14 protein-coding genes are annotated in these 15,875 nt (G+C 61.6%); 8 read left to right on the plus strand and 6 right to left on the minus strand.

What is annotated here, in order from left to right; translation table 11 throughout:
- The first annotated feature begins 141 nt into the window (after window positions 1–141).
- From SB719_RS09250 to ybiB, 4 genes are all read left to right on the plus strand, one after another.
- Entirely contained in the window at window positions 142–705 is a 564-nt protein-coding gene (locus SB719_RS09250) for a helix-turn-helix domain-containing protein (RefSeq protein WP_065649778.1), read from the plus strand.
- Window positions 702–1,217, plus strand: coding sequence for a GNAT family N-acetyltransferase (locus SB719_RS09255; RefSeq protein ID WP_304233709.1), 516 nt, complete (start codon window positions 702–704; stop codon window positions 1,215–1,217). The genes SB719_RS09250 and SB719_RS09255 overlap by 4 nt, the downstream gene beginning before the upstream one ends.
- Window positions 1,218–1,309: 92 nt before the next feature.
- Entirely contained in the window at window positions 1,310–3,445 is a 2,136-nt protein-coding gene (gene dinG, locus SB719_RS09260; protein ID WP_412159159.1) for an ATP-dependent DNA helicase DinG, read from the plus strand.
- 70 nt (window positions 3,446–3,515) lie between these two features.
- Window positions 3,516–4,484: a DNA-binding protein YbiB gene (gene ybiB / locus SB719_RS09265; protein ID WP_304233705.1), complete on the plus strand. Its 969-nt coding sequence runs from the start codon at window positions 3,516–3,518 to the stop codon at window positions 4,482–4,484.
- A 51-nt stretch (window positions 4,485–4,535) separates the two neighbouring features.
- Here ybiB and SB719_RS09270 read toward each other — a convergent pair whose 3' ends face one another.
- The 3 genes from SB719_RS09270 to hutH all read right to left on the minus strand — a co-directional run bounded on the left by SB719_RS09270 (window position 4,536) and on the right by hutH (window position 9,121).
- Entirely contained in the window at window positions 4,536–5,693 is a 1,158-nt protein-coding gene (locus tag SB719_RS09270; protein WP_313067147.1) for a M20 aminoacylase family protein, read from the minus strand.
- A gap of 178 nt (window positions 5,694–5,871) precedes the next feature.
- On the minus strand, window positions 5,872–7,557 hold the full coding sequence (gene hutU, locus SB719_RS09275) for a urocanate hydratase (RefSeq protein WP_304233698.1): 1,686 nt from the start codon (window positions 7,555–7,557) through the stop codon (window positions 5,872–5,874).
- A 10-nt stretch (window positions 7,558–7,567) separates the two neighbouring features.
- The gene (gene hutH, locus SB719_RS09280) at window positions 7,568–9,121 is read right to left on the minus strand and encodes a histidine ammonia-lyase (protein ID WP_412159160.1); all 1,554 of its coding nucleotides are present in this window, start codon (window positions 9,119–9,121) and stop codon (window positions 7,568–7,570) included.
- 317 nt (window positions 9,122–9,438) lie between these two features.
- On the opposite strand from hutH, the gene hutC reads away from it, so the two are divergent.
- Window positions 9,439–10,194: a histidine utilization repressor gene (hutC, locus tag SB719_RS09285; RefSeq protein WP_065649771.1), complete on the plus strand. Its 756-nt coding sequence runs from the start codon at window positions 9,439–9,441 to the stop codon at window positions 10,192–10,194.
- Here the strand turns inward: hutC and SB719_RS09290 are convergent.
- Window positions 10,178–10,720, minus strand: a complete 543-nt coding sequence (locus SB719_RS09290) for a HutD family protein (protein ID WP_304233691.1) — start codon at window positions 10,718–10,720, stop codon at window positions 10,178–10,180. The two genes, hutC and SB719_RS09290, sit on opposite strands and share 17 nt — an antisense overlap.
- Window positions 10,717–12,072: a formimidoylglutamate deiminase gene (locus SB719_RS09295; protein WP_412159161.1), complete on the minus strand. Its 1,356-nt coding sequence runs from the start codon at window positions 12,070–12,072 to the stop codon at window positions 10,717–10,719. The genes SB719_RS09290 and SB719_RS09295 overlap by 4 nt, the downstream gene beginning before the upstream one ends.
- 85 nt (window positions 12,073–12,157) lie before the next feature.
- Here SB719_RS09295 and hutI point away from each other — a divergent pair, with 85 nt between their 5' ends.
- Together hutI and hutG are read left to right on the plus strand one after the other, a co-directional pair.
- The gene (gene hutI, locus SB719_RS09300) at window positions 12,158–13,375 is read left to right on the plus strand and encodes an imidazolonepropionase (protein ID WP_304233687.1); all 1,218 of its coding nucleotides are present in this window, start codon (window positions 12,158–12,160) and stop codon (window positions 13,373–13,375) included.
- Window positions 13,372–14,157, plus strand: coding sequence for an N-formylglutamate deformylase (gene hutG, locus SB719_RS09305; RefSeq protein WP_412159162.1), 786 nt, complete (start codon window positions 13,372–13,374; stop codon window positions 14,155–14,157). The genes hutI and hutG overlap by 4 nt, the downstream gene beginning before the upstream one ends.
- A 4-nt stretch (window positions 14,158–14,161) precedes the next feature.
- Here the strand turns inward: hutG and SB719_RS09310 are convergent, their stop codons facing one another.
- Window positions 14,162–14,788, minus strand: a complete 627-nt coding sequence (locus SB719_RS09310; protein ID WP_065649766.1) for a flavin reductase family protein — start codon at window positions 14,786–14,788, stop codon at window positions 14,162–14,164.
- Window positions 14,789–14,947: 159 nt separating this feature from the next.
- On the opposite strand from SB719_RS09310, the gene rlmF reads away from it, so the two are divergent.
- Window positions 14,948–15,874, plus strand: coding sequence for a 23S rRNA (adenine(1618)-N(6))-methyltransferase RlmF (rlmF, locus tag SB719_RS09315; RefSeq protein WP_292969808.1), 927 nt, complete (start codon window positions 14,948–14,950; stop codon window positions 15,872–15,874).
- Window position 15,875 lies beyond the last annotated feature (1 nt).

The raw sequence follows: 15,875 nt of genomic DNA on the forward strand, positions 1-15,875 counted from the left end.
ATATTGCGACCTGCATAAAAACACCTTAACCGTCGGGGCTGCCTTGTACAATCTTTATTTTATTGTACAACTTGAGTTTTATCCCGGTTTTCGGTTAATTCTCAAATAAGAGATTTTTTTCTCATATTTGAAAGGGGCATTATGTCAGCAACTGAAACGAATAACCGGCTGGCGCTGCGGCTTGCTGAACTTCGCGAACAGCAGGGCTGGTCATTGGATACACTCGCTCAGGCTACAGGCATCAGCCGGGCCTCATTGTCGCGCATTGAGCGCGCTGAGACCAGTCCTACCGCGGCATTACTCAACCGGTTATGTCATGCTTATGGCGTGACAATGTCACGTCTTCTGGAGGAGGTTGAAGATGAGACGGTGCTGCTGATAAAAGCTGACCAGCAAACCTGCTGGCACGATCCCGACAGCGGTTTTCAGCGTCGTACCCTTTCTCCTCCTGCAAGGCAGTTTAAAACAGAATTGATTGAAGGGGTACTCCCGCCAGGCGCACATATTCACTATGACATGCCACCCCTGTCCGGGCTTGAGCAGCATATCTGGTTGCAGAAGGGCGGCTTAACGATCGTCATGGCAGATCAGCGCTGGACGCTGGCCGCCGGCGATTGCCTGCGTTTTCACCTGACGGGACGATCTGCATTCAGCGCCGATGCGCAGGCGGGCGCCCGTTATATTCTGGCGGTATGCAAACCATGATAACGTTCTCTCAGCTTACTGCTGTCAGCGCAGCACACGCGCTCGCGCCGTTAAGCGATCTGCTGCAGGCCTGTGTGGCGGACGGCGCCAGCGTGGGCTTCACCGATGCCCGCGATCGGCAGGCGATAGAGCGCTTCTGGCAGGCGAGAATCGCGACATTATCCGGCGGGAGTGATGACCTGCTGGTGGCATGGCAGGAGCAGATCCCGGTAGCAACCGTGACGCTGAGCAGCTGCACGATGCCTAACGGTTACCATCGGGCAGAAATCAGCAAGCTGCTGGTACACCCGCAGCAGCGACGGCAGGGCATCGCGCGTCAGCTGATGCTGCGGGCAGAGGCACGGGCACGGACGCGGGAAAAAACGCTGCTGGTGCTGGACACCCGCAGCGGGGATGTGGCCAGCCAGCTTTATCTCTCCCTGGGCTGGCAGATCGCCGGCGCTATTCCGCACTATGCCTGCTCAACGGAAGGGGTCATGGAGGCGACCACCCTGATGTATAAGCTGCTGTAACAGGAAGCGGGTACGAAAAATCACCCGCTGAGGCTGACGCTGTCAGATTACTGTGTAAAAATACAGGCCGGATTAACTCAACAGTACTAATTATGGCTCTGACAGCAGCAATTAAAAGCCAGATCGCGCAATGGTATAAAGCGCTGCAGCAGCAGGTTCCTGACTTTATCCCGCGCGCGCCGCAGCGCCAGATGATTGCCGAAGTGGCAAAAAGTCTGGCCGGCGATGAGGGGCGCCATCTGGCTATTGAAGCCCCTACTGGCGTAGGTAAAACGCTCTCTTATCTGATCCCCGGCATTGCGGTAAGCCGTGCCGATGACAAACGGCTGGTTATCAGCACGGCCAACGTAGCGCTGCAGGATCAGATTTTCACCAAAGATCTCCCGCTGCTGAAAAAGATCATCCCCGATCTTACCTTTACGGCAGCCTTTGGCCGCAGACGCTATGTGTGTCCGCGTAATCTGGCCGCCCTGGCCGCCAGCGACGATCAGCAGGGCGATCTGCTGTTTTATCTGGATGAAGAGGCGGTGACCGGCTCAAAGGAGGAGCAGACAGTCTGTGCCCGGCTGGAGAAAGATCTCAGCCGTCATCAGTGGGATGGCCTGCGCGATCACGCTGAGAAAGCGATTGATGACAGCCTGTGGCAGCGCCTCTCGACCGATAAAGCCAACTGTCTTGCTCACCACTGCCGCTGGTATCGCGAATGCCCCTTTTTTGTCGCCCGGCGCGAGATTGAGCAGGCTGACGTCGTCGTCGCAAACCATGCGCTGGTAATGGCAGCTATGGAGAACGAGTCAGTGCTGCCACCGGCAAAGCACCTGATGCTGGTACTGGATGAAGGGCACCATCTGCCGGAGGTCGCGCGTGACGCACTGGAGATGAGCGCGGAGATCACACCAGGCTGGAGCGGGCTGCAGCTCGATCTCTTCATACGGCTGGTGGAAACGATCATGGCGCAGTTCCGGCCTAAATCGCCGCCGCCGCTGACGAATCCTGAACGGCTGAAACAGCACTGCGAAGAGATGCGTGAGCTGCTGCAGACATTGAGTCAGGCGCTGAATCCGCTGCTGCCACCCGATAATCAGCCGGGTGAGTTTCGTTTTGTGCTAGGCGAGCTGCCGGAAGCGCTGCTGACGCTCTGTACCCGGCTGTTTAAGCTGAGCGATGCGCTGCGCGGCCTGAGTGAAGGGCTGCTGAACGAACTGGGCGAGCAGACCGGCAAAGCGGATATCATGCGCCTGCATAAAGCGATTCTGCAGCTGAACCGTCACTTCGGCTGGTTTGAAGCCATCAGCAAACTGTGGCGGCTGGCCGCGATGGAAAAGGCCTCTAACGCGCCGGTCTCTAAATGGGTGACGCGTGAACTGCGCGAGGGGCAGGCGCACCTGCTGTTTCACTGCGCCGGCATCCGCGTCAGCGACCAGCTTGAGAAACTGCTGTGGCGCAAAATTCCGCATGTGGTCGTGACATCAGCCACGCTGCGTTCGCTCAGCAGCTTCAGCCGCCTGCAGGAAATGTCAGGGCTGAGTGAGAAAGCGGGCGATCGTTTTGTGGCGCTGGATTCCCCCTTCAATCATGTCGATCAGGGCAAGCTGGTGATCCCGCAAATGCGCTACGAGCCGCTGCTGGCAAATGAAGCTGAGCACATCGCCGAGATGGCGCGCTTTTTCCGCCAGCAGATGGCAGAAGGCGAACATAAAGGCGTGCTGGTGTTGTTTGCCAGCGGACGGGCGATGCAGCAGTTTGTTGCGCAGCTGCCGGAGCTGCGTCTCACGATGCTGGTGCAGGGCGATCAGCCGCGCTCCAGGCTCGTCACGCTGCATCGTGAACGCGTGACAGCAGGAAGCAGCAGCATTCTGGTGGGTCTGCAGTCGTTTGCTGAAGGGCTCGATCTCAAAGGCGATCTGCTGTCACAGGTGCATATTCACAAAATCGCTTTCCCGCCGGTAGACAGTCCGGTAATTTTGACCGAAGGCGAGTGGCTGAAAAGCCTGCGCCGCTATCCGTTTGAAGTCCAGAGTCTGCCCAGCGCCTCGTTTACGCTGATACAGCAGGTCGGGCGCCTGATCCGCAGCCATCAGTGCTTTGGTGAAATTGTGATTTACGATCGCCGTCTGCTCAGTAAAAGCTATGGCAGCCGGCTGCTGGCGGCGCTGCCGGTATTTCCGATTGAGCAGCCTGCGGTGCCGGAAGAGAAAAAAAGCGCCAGGCGCAAAAGAAAAGCCTGAGTAGCCGCGCTGAGCGGATACTCGTTCCGGCCGCCGCACTGCGGCGCGCCCAGAGAGCAGGAAGCGTAATATGGAACTGAATAAAATAATTAAAGAGATCGGGCGCGGTAAAAACCACGCGCGCGATATCGATTTCGACAGTGCGGTGGCGCTTTACAGCGCCATGCTGGCAGAGGAGGTGCCGGAGCTGGAGCTGGGCGCCATCCTGATTGCGCTGCGGATTAAAGGCGAAGGCGAAGCCGAAATGCGTGGCTTCTACCACGCTATGCAGCAGCGTATGCTGCGGCTGCAGGCGCCGGCTGGCCGGCCCATGCCGATTGTGATCCCCAGCTACAACGGCGCACGCCGTCAGGGCAATCTGACGCCGCTGCTGGCGCGGCTGCTGGTAAAACTGGGTTTTCCGGTGCTGCTGCACGGTATCAGCGAAGACGCCACGCGCGTAACCAGTGAAGCGGTGCTCGCTGCGTCAGGCATCGCTGCGGTAACCAGCGCCGCGCAGGCGCAGGCGGCGCTGGATCGCGGTGAGCTGGCGTTTATCACCATCGATACGCTCTGTCCGCCCATGGCCAGACAGCTGGCGCTGCGCTGGCGGATGGGCGTGCGTAACAGTGCGCACACGCTGGCAAAGCTGGCCACGCCGTTTGAAGAACGCGCCGCGCTGCGTCTTGCCAGCGTGTCGCACCCTGAATATGTGCCGCGCGTTGGCGCGTTTTTCCAGGCGATAGACGCGCCCGCTATTTTGCTTAACGGCACGGAAGGCGAAGTGTATGCCAGTCCGCTACGCTGTCCGGCGATCAATTACATCGCTGGCGCAGCGGGTGAGGCGCAAATCTGGGTTGAGCGGCAGCCGGAGCGTGTGGAAGCGCTGCCGGAGAACAAACAGGCTGAAGCGACCGCGCGCTGGAGTGATGAGGTGCTGAACGGCACGCGTGCCGTGCCGCAGTCGCTGCGGCTGCAGCTCGCCTGCTGCCTGGTGGCAACGGGTGAGGCGGCAACGCTGTCTGAGGCTGAAATCCGGCTGCAGCAGGCGGGAATGTAAACGCGAGAGCAGGCCGTTCTGCGCACCCGGTTTACCGGACCAAAACGGCCCTCAGCGTTTTGCCAGTACGCGCTCTGCCAGCTTCTGCCAGAAGGTAATCCCCACCGGCAGCAGCGCATCATTGAAGTCGTAGCTGGCGTTATGCAGCGGCGCAGAAGGCACTTCGCCGTCAGCGCCCAGCCAGAAGTAGGCGCCCGGACAGGCTTCCAGCATACAGGCGAAATCTTCGGACGCCATTGACGGGCTGCACGCCCATTTTACCTGCGCGTCACCCAGCATCTGCTCTGCCACCTCGCGCACCTGCTGTGCCGGAGCAGGGTGATTCGCAGTCACCGGATAGCCGGGATACCAGTGAATGTCGCCGCTGACGCCAAACGGACGCGGCAGTGCGGTCACAAACTCTTCGATCAATCCGCGCACCCGATCGCGCACCTCCGGCTGCAGGCAGCGTACCGTGCCGCGCAGGGTGATCTGCTCCGGAATGACGTTAATCGCCTCGCCGCCATGGATCTGCGTCACGCTCACCACGGCGGATGCCAGCGGTGACAGACGGCGTGAAGGGATGGTCTGCAGCGCCAGCACCAGCTCAGCCGCCACGACCATCGGGTCCGCGCCGCTTTCCGGCATGGCGGCATGACAGCTGCGGCCGGAAAGGGTGATTTCAAAGGAATCGAGCGACGCCATCATCGCCCCCGGATTCACCGCCAGCGTGCCGAGCGGCAGGCCGGGCCAGTTGTGCATCGCATAGACGGCATCCATAGGGAAGCGCGAGAACAGGCCTTCCTCTACCATGCGGCGTGCGCCGCCGAGGTTCTCTTCGGCGGGCTGAAACAGAAAGTGAATAGTGCCGCTGAAATCACGCGTGGCAGCGAGCTGACAGGCGGCAGCCAGCAGCATGGCGGTATGACCGTCGTGACCGCAGGCGTGCATCACGCCAGGCCGGGTCGATTTCCACGGCGCGCTGCCTTTTTCCGTGATCGGCAGCGCATCCATATCAGCGCGCAGGCCAATCACCGGACCCGGACCGTTCTCCAGCGTACCAATGACGCCGGTGCCGGCCACGCCGCGAAATACCTGAAGCCCGGCCTCCTCCAGTACCCGGGCGACCAGCTCGCTGGTCTGCTGCTCCTGATAACCCAGCTCAGGGTGTTGATGTAACTGATGACGCCAGGTAAGGGCATTTTCCAGCAGAAGAGCAGGCAGACTCATAACAGAGGGCTCCAGTCGCAGCGCGCGCCAGCGCGGGGGGTAAGTCATCACTGTAGTGATATGTCGCCGGAGCGTCTATCGCTAAACGGAATAATTTGGCTATAGAATATACCTTTATGGAATATAACATCCTGACCAGCCGCGGACACGCGTCCATGCGCGCCAGGTCATCAGGTCGTCAGGTCAGCATCGGCAAATTCAGCCCGTGCCGCACGGCACACGCCTGCGCCTGCTCGTAGCCGGCATCAGCATGCCGCATCACACCGGTGGCCGGGTCGTTCCACAGGACGCGCGCCAGCCGCGCATCCGCTTCAGGCGTACCGTCACAGACAATCACGACGCCGGCATGCTGTGAAAAACCCATGCCGACGCCGCCGCCATGATGCAGGCTGACCCAGGTGGCGCCGCCAGCCGTGTTCAGCAGGGCGTTAAGCAGCGGCCAGTCGGATACGGCATCCGAGCCGTCGCGCATCGCTTCTGTTTCGCGATTAGGAGACGCCACCGAACCGCAGTCGAGATGATCGCGGCCAATCACTACCGGCGCTTTCAGCTCGCCATTGCGCACCATCTCGTTGAACGCCAGCGCAGCCAGATGGCGCTCGCCCAGTCCCAGCCAGCAGATACGGGCCGGCAGACCCTGAAAGGCGATACGCGCCTGCGCCATGTCGAGCCAGCGATGCAGATTGAGGTTATCCGGAAACAGCGCTTTTAATTTCGCGTCTGTTTTATAGATATCCTCAGGATCGCCCGAGAGCGCCACCCAGCGGAACGGGCCTTTGCCCTCGCAGAACAGCGGACGGATGTAAGCGGGGACAAAGCCCGGAAAGTCAAAGGCGTTGCTGACGCCCTCATCCAGAGCCACCTGGCGAATGTTATTGCCGTAGTCCACGGTCGGTACGCCCATATGGTGAAACTCAAGCATGGCCCGGACGTGTACCGCCATAGAGGCGCGCGCCGCCTGTTCAACTGATTTCGGATTGCGCTGGCGCTCCGCCTGCCAGCGTGCCACATCCCAGCCCTGCGGCAGATAGCCATTTACCGGATCGTGCGCAGAGGTCTGATCGGTCACGATATCGGGTCGCATGCCGCCGGCGCGGGCGCGGTTTACCAGCTCCGGCAGGATCTCTGCCGCGTTGCCCAGCAGGCCGACAGAGATCGCCTCTTTTGCCGCAGTCGCCTGTTCAATCAGCGCCAGCGCCTCATCCAGCGTGCGCGCTTTGTGATCGAGATAGCGGGTGCGCAGGCGAAAATCGATGCGCGACTCCTGACACTCAATCGCCAGGACGCAGGCCCCTGCCAGCACGCCGGCCAGCGGCTGGGCGCCGCCCATGCCGCCGAGGCCCGCGGTGAGGATCCAGCGGCCGGCAAGATCACCGTGATAGTGCTGTCGTCCCGCTTCTGCAAAGGTCTCAAACGTTCCCTGCACAATGCCCTGAGCACCGATGTAGATCCATGAGCCGGCGGTCATCTGGCCATACATCATCAGGCCGGCGCGATCCAGCTCATGAAAATGATCCCAGTTCGCCCAGTGCGGTACAAGGTTGGAGTTAGCCAGCAGCACGCGCGGTGCATCGGCATGAGTGCGAAACACGCCCACCGGTTTGCCGGACTGGATCAGCAGCGTCTCATCCGGCTGCAGCAGGCGCAGTGAGCGCAAGATCTGCTCAAAACAGGGCCAGTTACGTGCGGCCTTGCCGATCCCGCCGTAGACCACCAGATCGTCCGGACGCTCGGCGACATCAGGATCAAGGTTATTCTGGATCATGCGCCAGGCGGCTTCGATAAGCCAGTTAGCGCAGTGCAGTTCACTTCCGTGCGGGGCACGGATTTCGCGGGCCACAGCCTGCGTCAGGGTATCGCTCATGATCGGTTCCTTAGTGCTGGTTCTGGCGCTGGCTCGGCAGCAACGTTTTTAGCGCCTCAGGCCACTGTGCGTCAGCGGCCCACAGACGCATCGCCTCAATATCGGGTGCCAGCAGGCGGTCGCTGGCAAGAAATGCCACCCTGGTGCGGATGCGCTGCATCTCCTGTTCAAGTACGGCTGAACTCTGCAGCGGCCGGTGAAACTCAATGCCCTGGGCGGCCGCCATCGCTTCAATGCCGACCACCGCCGCGGTGTTAAAACACATCTCTCCGAGACGGCGTGCTGCATAGGTGGCCATAGAGACGTGATCTTCCTGATTAGCCGACGTAGGCAGACTGTCTACGCTGCCGGGGTGCGCCAGCGACTTGTTTTCTGACGCCAGCGCGGCAGCGGTCACCTGGGCAATCATAAAGCCGGAGTTCACGCCGCCATCCTGTACCAGAAAAGGCGGCAGGCCGGAGAGGCCGCTGTCCAGCAGCAGCGCCAGACGGCGCTCAGAGATAGCCCCTATTTCGGCCACGGCGAGGGCAATAATGTCAGCAGCAAACGCCACCGGCTCGGCGTGGAAGTTGCCGCCGGAGATCACCTCACCGCTGTCGCTGAAAACCAGCGGGTTATCAGAAGCGGCATTAGCCTCAATCTGCAGCACGCGCGCGGCGTGGCTGAGATTGTCAAGGCAGGCGCCCATGACCTGCGGCACGCAGCGAATGGAATAGGGATCCTGAACGCGTCCGCAATGGGTATGCGACTGCAGGATCCCGCTGCCGGTAAGCAGCGAGCTGACGGCGGCGGCAACAGCGATCTGGCCAGGCTGGCCGCGCGCCTGATGGATACGCGCATCATAAGGTTTAACGGAGCCTTTGATCGCTTCCAGCGAGAGCGCGCCCGCCATCAGCGCGGCAGAGAAAATATTTTCCGCTTCAAACAGGCCGCGCAGCGCCAGGGCCGCAGAAACCTGGGTGCCGTTCAGCAGCGCCAGTCCCTCTTTCGGCCCGAGCACAATTGGCGTCAGACCGGCGCGCGCCAGGCCTTCCGCTGCCGGCAGGCGTTCGCCTGCAATGCGCACCTCACCTTCACCCAGCAGCATCAGCGACAGGTGCGCCAGCGGCGCCAGATCGCCGGACGCGCCCACTGAGCCTTTCGCCGGAATACAGGGCATAACCCCGGCGTTAAACAGCGCCAGCAGGGCGTCCACCAGCTCAATGCGTACACCGGAATGGCCGCGCGCCAGACTGATAATCTTGCTGGCGATCACCAGGCGCGTGACGTTATCCGGCAGCAGATCGCCCAGACCAACGCTGTGCGACAGCACCAGATTACGCTGCAGCTCAGCCAGGCGGGCGGCAGGGATTTGCGTCTGTGCCAGCTTGCCAAAGCCGGTATTGATGCCATACACCACGCTGCCGGACGCGACGATCTCTTTGACGGTTGTATAGGCGCGGTGCACAGCACTGCGCGCCGCGGGCGTCAGCTGTAACGTCACCGGCTGCTGATAGATAGTACGCAGGGTTGCGAGATCCACCTCGCCGGGTTCCAGGCAGATTTCCTGCAGTGCATGCGACATGATCTACTCCTGTATATACAAGTAAGTGGCAGGCGCAGTAATACGCCGTAACGCCGGGCGTTATAGAACTCGCCTGCAGTAAGCCGAGTGAAGCACAGGTACGTTATTCCTGTCTATACAAGTAGCAAACGCTATGCCAGTTTCCCTGTAATTTGTGAAATGTGCCGCACTGCAGGTGAGCAGGTCAGGGAGTCAATCTGCTGCACGCTAAAGCAGCAGCCTCTGCACCCGACGTGACCGGACTGCACCACTGCATGTCTATACATCTGCCCGCCGGACCAGTAAACTTTCCTTCTCAGAGCAGAAAGGAACAGCAGATGACCGAGCAAACGGCACTGGCGCAGTTAGCCGCCGCCATGGGCGATGAACCGGCACCGATTTACCAGCGCGTCAAGCAGGCGATTATCAGCCAGATCCGTGCCGGAGAGTGGAAAGCCAGGCAGCGCGTACCCTCAGAGAGCGAGCTGGTCAGCGAGCTGGGCGTCAGCCGGATGACCATCAATCGCGCGCTGCGTGAACTCACCGCTGAAGGTTATCTGCTGCGTATGCAGGGTGTGGGTACGTTTGTCGCAGAGATGAAGGGCTACACGGCAATGCTGGAAGTGCATAACATTGCGGATGAGATTGCGCAGCGCGGTCATCAGCATCGCTGCCAGATCCTGACGCTGGCGCAGGGGCGGGCAGATCCGGAGCAGGCGGCGCTGCTGGGTATGCGCACCGGCCAGCCGCTGTTTCATTCGCTGATGGTGCACTATGAAAACGACCTGCCGGTGCAGCTGGAAGATCGTCTGGTGAACCCGCAGATGGCGCCTGACTATCTGCAACAGGATTACCATAGCGTCACCCCCTATACCTATCTGATGCGGGTCGCGCCGCTGACCGCCGGCGAGCATATTGTTGAAGCGGTACTGCCCGATTTGCGCCAGCGCAGGCATCTGGCGCTGGAGGAGCATGAACCCTGTTTATTGATCCGGCGTCAGACATGGAGCGACAGTAAGATCGTGACCTATGCGCGGCTGCTCTATCCCGGCTCACGCTATAAGCTGCTGGGACGTTTTAAAGGGCACGGCTGAGCCGGCACCAGAGCAGCAGGGCATCGCAGCTCTGCGGTGTCAGCGTCAGTGGCTCATCCAGCCACCAGATCCCCTGCGCCGGCTGCAGCATGTCACCTGAGGCGCACTGCCACGCGCCGGATAACACATATGCCACGCCGTGCAGGCTCTGCTGCGGTGAGTCCTGCACGATGCTGACATCCGCCCGCCAGCTGTCGCGACGGGTCATGATATTAAAATCGCTGCAGCGGCCGTGCACGGTCGCCTGTACCGCGGCGTCTCCGGCAAATCGCCACGGCTGGTGTCTCTGCAGCCGGTGCGCCTGCTGGCCGCTCTGCAGCAGCGGGCTGTCGCCCTGCAGCAGGGTGATCACCCGATCCACGCCAGGAAACAGCGAAAAAGGGCCGCTGGCGTCAAGCGTGGCGATGCTGGCCCGCCAGCCAAAATCCGCCGCGCCGGGCGGAAAGCTGACAATTTCGCGCGTCTCGCCGCCGCCGTTGCGCCAGCGGCTGACCGGCAGCGCGTCGTAGCGGAAGCGGTGCATCACTGCAGCGCCCGCAGCGCGGCGGCGGCGCGGACTGCCGCCTGCGCCTCCTCTGCGTGCTGACCGTCAGCGATCACCTGCCGGCCGGCAACAAAGGTATCCCGGATCCCGCTGCGCGCGCCGGCAAACAGCCAGCGGTTGAGCAGGGCGTCGGAGGGAGTCACGCTGAGCAGAGGGTCGTCGCGCAGTACCAGCCAGTCAGCACGCAGGCCGGGTGCCAGCACGCCGCTGCGAATGCCGCATGCCTGAGCGCCCCCGGCAGCAGCCTGCTGCCACAGCAGATCGCCTACCGACGGCTGCTGCGGCAGCGCAAGGCGGTTGCGTCGCCTGTCGCGCAGCCGCTGCCCGTACTCCAGCCAGCGCAGCTCCTCCCGGGCGCTGACCGAGACGTGACTGTCCGATCCGATCCCCCAGCGCCCGCCCTGTGCAATATAGGCACTCGCCGGAAAAATACCGTCGCCGAGGTTGGCTTCGGTCGTCGGGCATAACCCCGCGACCGCCCCGCTGGCGGCAAGCTGCTGCAGCTCGTTCTCATCCGGATGGGTGGCGTGGATCAGGCACCAGCGTGCATCAACGCTGAAGCGGCGCAGCAGCCAGGCGATCGGACGCTCGCCGCTCCACGCCAGACTGTCGCTGACCTCTTTTTCCTGCTCGGCAATATGGATATGCACCGGCAGATCGCGCGGCGCGGCGGCCAGCACCTCGTGCATCTGCACTTCGCTTACCGCGCGCAGCGAATGAAAGCAGATGCCGTAGTTCAGCAGCGGGTTATCTGCACAGGCGGCAGCCACGCGCTGCAGCTGTTGCAGGTAAACGCCGGTCTGCTGGATAAAACGGCGCTGTCCGGCACTGGCAGGCTGTGCGCCAAAACCGCTGTAGCTGTAAAGCACCGGCAGCAGCGTCTGGCCGATACCGGTGCGCTCTGCGGCCAGCATTACCTGCTGCAGCATGGCATCATCAGGGTAGGGCTGGCCCTGCGGATCGTGATGCAGATAGTGAAACTCAGCGACCTGGCTGTAGCCGCCTTTCAGCAACTCTATATAGAGCCAGGTGGCGATGTCGCCTACCTGCTGTGGCGTCAGCCGCGCCACCATGCGATACATCAGATCGCGCCAGGTCCAGAAGCTATCCTGCGGATCGCCCGCAACCTCGGCCAGCCCGGCCATCGCACGCTGAAACGCATGCGAGTGCAGGTTGCTCATGGCGGGAATGATGGCCCCCGCCAGCGGTATCGCAGCGCCTGGCGTACTGTCTGGCGTAACGCGGGTGATAAAACCGGCGTCGCTGACCTCCAGCGTAACGTGGTGGTGCCAGCCATCTGCCAGCCGGGCGCGCGGGGCAAAATAGGTGGTCATGGTTGATCCTTCAGGCAGGAAAGTTGTATATACATATACATACTTTAGCAGGACGTGTAAATCGTCCGCACGCGGGGAACCGGACATGAATAACGCGAAGCAGATCGACAGCCTGTGGCTGGGCGCAGATATCGTTACGCTGCGTGACGGACGCTATAACATCATTCCCGATGGTGCGCTGGCCGTGGATAACGGCGGTCTGGTATGGGTCGGACCGCGCAGTGAACTGCCGGCGTTCGCGCCGCGTCAGCGGCATACGTTCAGCGGCGGCATCATTACGCCGGGGCTGGTGGATTGCCATACGCATCTGCTGTTCGCCGGCGATCGCAGCGCGGAATTTGAGCAGCGTCTCAACGGGGTCAGTTATGCAGAGATCGCCGCGCAGGGCGGCGGCATTCTTGCCACGGTACGCGCCACGCGGTCCGCGTCACAGGAGGCGCTGGTGGCGTCAGCGCGGGCGCGGCTGGCCCATCTGCTGGCGGAGGGGGTGACCACGGTAGAAATTAAATCAGGGTACGGTCTGGATGAAGAGAGCGAGCTGAAAATGCTGCGCGCCATACGCCAGCTGGCAGCCGGCGTGCCGGCTGATGTCATCGCAACCTGTCTGGCCGCGCATGCGATCCCGCCGGCGTTCCGTGACAACCCGCAGGGCTGGATCGATATCATCTGCCAGCGGCTGCTGCCGCAGGTAAAAGAGGAAAATCTGGCGGATGCGGTGGATGCATTCTGCGAACATCTGGCGCTGTCGCCTGCGCAGGTCAGCGCGGTGTTTGATGCGGCGCGCGCGCTGGATCTGCCGGTAAAACTGCACGCTGAACAGCTCTCGGCGCAGGGCGGGGCGGCGCTGGCCGCACGCTACGGCGCGCTCTCCGCTGACCATCTGGAGTACGCCAGCGAAGAGGATGTCCGTGCGATGGCAGAGCACGGTACCGTTGCGGTGCTGCTGCCGGGGGCGTTCTATCTGCTGCGCGAAACGCAGCGGCCGCCGGTCGCGCTATTCCGCCGCTACGGCGTACCGATGGCGCTCGCCAGCGACGCCAATCCGGGTACTTCACCCGCGCTTTCGCTGCGGCTGATGATGAACATGGGCTGCACGCTGTTTGGCATGACGCCGGAGGAGGCGCTGGCGGGGGTGACGCTGTGGGGCGCGAAAGCGCTGGGGCTGCAGCAGACGCACGGCTCACTGGAGGCGGGCAAAGTCGCCAGCTTTGTTCACTGGCCGCTGACGCGTCCGGGCGAGCTGGCTTACTGGCTGGGCGGCGAACTGCCGTGCCGGGTTATCTATCGTGGAGAAGCACAATGAGTTTTGATTTTACGCCGGGCAGGCTGCCGCTGCTGATCTCAATACCGCATGCCGGGACGCAGCTTACGCCGGAGGTGGCGGCGGGGCTGAGCGACGCGGCACGTTCGCTGCCGGACACCGACTGGCATCTGCCGCAGCTGTATGATTTTGCGCACGATCTCGGTGCCAGCGTGCTGACGGGGCGCTATTCCCGTTTTGTTATCGATCTCAACCGGCCGCCCGATGATCAGCCGCTCTATACCACAGCGACCACCGGACTCTGGCCGGAGACGCTGTTTGATGGCACGCCGGTATTTGCACCCGGCATGACGCCGGATAGCGCGACGCGTCAGCGCTATTTGCAGACGCTGTGGCAGCCCTATCACCAGCAGTTGCAGCAGGAGCTGGCGCGCCTGAAAGCGCAATATGGCTACGCGCTGCTGTTTGATGCGCACTCCATCGCTTCACGGGTACCACGGCTGTTCAGCGGTGTGCTGCCCGATCTGAATCTGGGAACCCATGATGGGGCCAGCTGCTCAGCGGCGGTCAGCGACGCGCTGAGGCAGGTGTGTACCGATCAGCAGCGATTCAGCTGGGTGATGAATGGCCGCTTTAAAGGCGGATATATTACGCGCGCCTATGGTCAGCCGGCACAGGGGGTAGAGGCGGTACAGCTGGAGCTGGCGCAGCACAACTACATGGTTGAATCGCTGCCTTTCACCTGGCAGCCGGCGCGCGCTTCACAGCTGCAGCCGGTGCTGCAGCAGCTGCTCGGCGCACTACTGACGGCAGGAAGCCGTTAAACGCTTACCGTTTACGCGCGTCAGGGCGCACCAGGTCAAAACGCTGCGCCTCGCTGATGCCGTAATAGGCAGAAGGTCCCCCGGCGCGCAGAATCGGCTGCGCCCTGGCGGTCTGATAGATACCATCCTCCAGCAGCGCTTCATCAATATGAATGGCGACCGCTTCACCCAGTACCAGCCAGCTCTCCAGCTCGTTGCCCTGCGCATCCTGCAGCCGGATCAGCTGCGTCAGGCGACACTCAAAGTTAACCGGGCTCTCTGCCACCATGCTGCAGTCGATATGGGAGGCCGCAACCGGCGTCAGACCGGCGAGCGCGAACTCATCATTGTCGACCGAAGCGGAGCTTTCGTTCATCGCTTCCGCCAGCGGGCGCGTGGCCAGATTCCAGACAAACACCTTGCTTTCGCTGATGTTCTGCACGCTGTCTTTCCAGCCGCTGCTGGCGAAGCCGATAATCGGAGGCTGGTAGTTAAAGCAGTTAAAAAAGCTGTAAGGCGCGAGGTTATCCTGACCGCTGCGGCTCCGGGAACTGATCCAGCCAATCGGACGCGGACCGATAATGGCGTTCAGCGGATCGTGGGGCAGGCCGTGTCCGGCCCGGGGCTGGTAGCTGTAGCGATGGCGCGTCATAAAAACTCCTGAATGAAGATGAAGGCATATCGCGGCGGCGACGTGCGTTGCAAAAAACGTTGCTAAAAGAGTCTGGTGTAAACGTAAAATTGCGGTAAGCGGATTGTGCGCTGGCAGCAGCCGGAGTATCTTACGCCCGCCTTACTTTCCGGAGAGACTATGAATAAGCCAGCCGCCAGTACGCCCTTTCATCCGCGCAATCGCCACCAGGGGCGTTACGATTTTCCTGCGCTTACCGCCGCACATCCGCCGCTTGCGCCGAAGGTTCGCCCTAACGGTCACGGCGAACAGTCGATCGATTTTGCCGATCCGCAGGCGGTGATGCTGCTTAATCAGGCGCTGCTGAAGCTCTTTTATAACCTTAACTGGCAGCTGCCGGAAGGCTATCTGACGCCACCGGTACCCGGCCGAGCGGATTACGTTCACGCGCTGGCCGATCTGCTGGCGGGAGACAACGGCGGGGCACTCCCGCGCGATCTTGATGTCATGGATATTGGCTGCGGGGCCAACTGTATTTATCCCCTGATTGGTCACGCCGAGTATGGCTGGCGTTTTACCGGTACAGATACCAGCGCTGAGGCGATCGCCGCCGCCAGCCAGATTGTGGCAGGCAATCCGGGGCTGCAGCGTGCGATACGTCTGCGCCGCCAGAAACAACCGCAGGCGATTTTCAGCGGTGTGATCCATAAAAACGAGCGCTACCATGCTGTTATGTGCAATCCGCCGTTTCATGCCTCGGCCGCTGATGCCGCAGCAGGCAGTCAGCGCAAAGTACGCAATCTCGGACTGAAGCAGAATGCGCCGCTCAATTTTGGTGGTCAGCAGAATGAGCTGTGGTGTGAAGGCGGTGAGCTGGCGTTTATCGGCAGTATGATTGATGAGAGCGTCGTGCAGGGCAGCAGCATTGTCTGGTTTACGTCGCTGGTCTCGCGGAAAGAGAATCTTCCGGCGCTGCGCGACCGGCTCGCCGCAGTAGAGGCCTGTGAGGTACGCATCGTTAACATGGCACAGGGACAGAAGCAGAGCCGCTTTCTCGCCTGGAGCTTTATGACGCCCGCTACCCGCGCACAGCGGATGAAGCGCTAAG

Source organism: Pantoea sp. SIMBA_079 (assembly GCF_046940275.1).
In the GTDB taxonomy this organism is placed as follows: domain Bacteria; phylum Pseudomonadota; class Gammaproteobacteria; order Enterobacterales; family Enterobacteriaceae; genus Pantoea; species Pantoea borealis.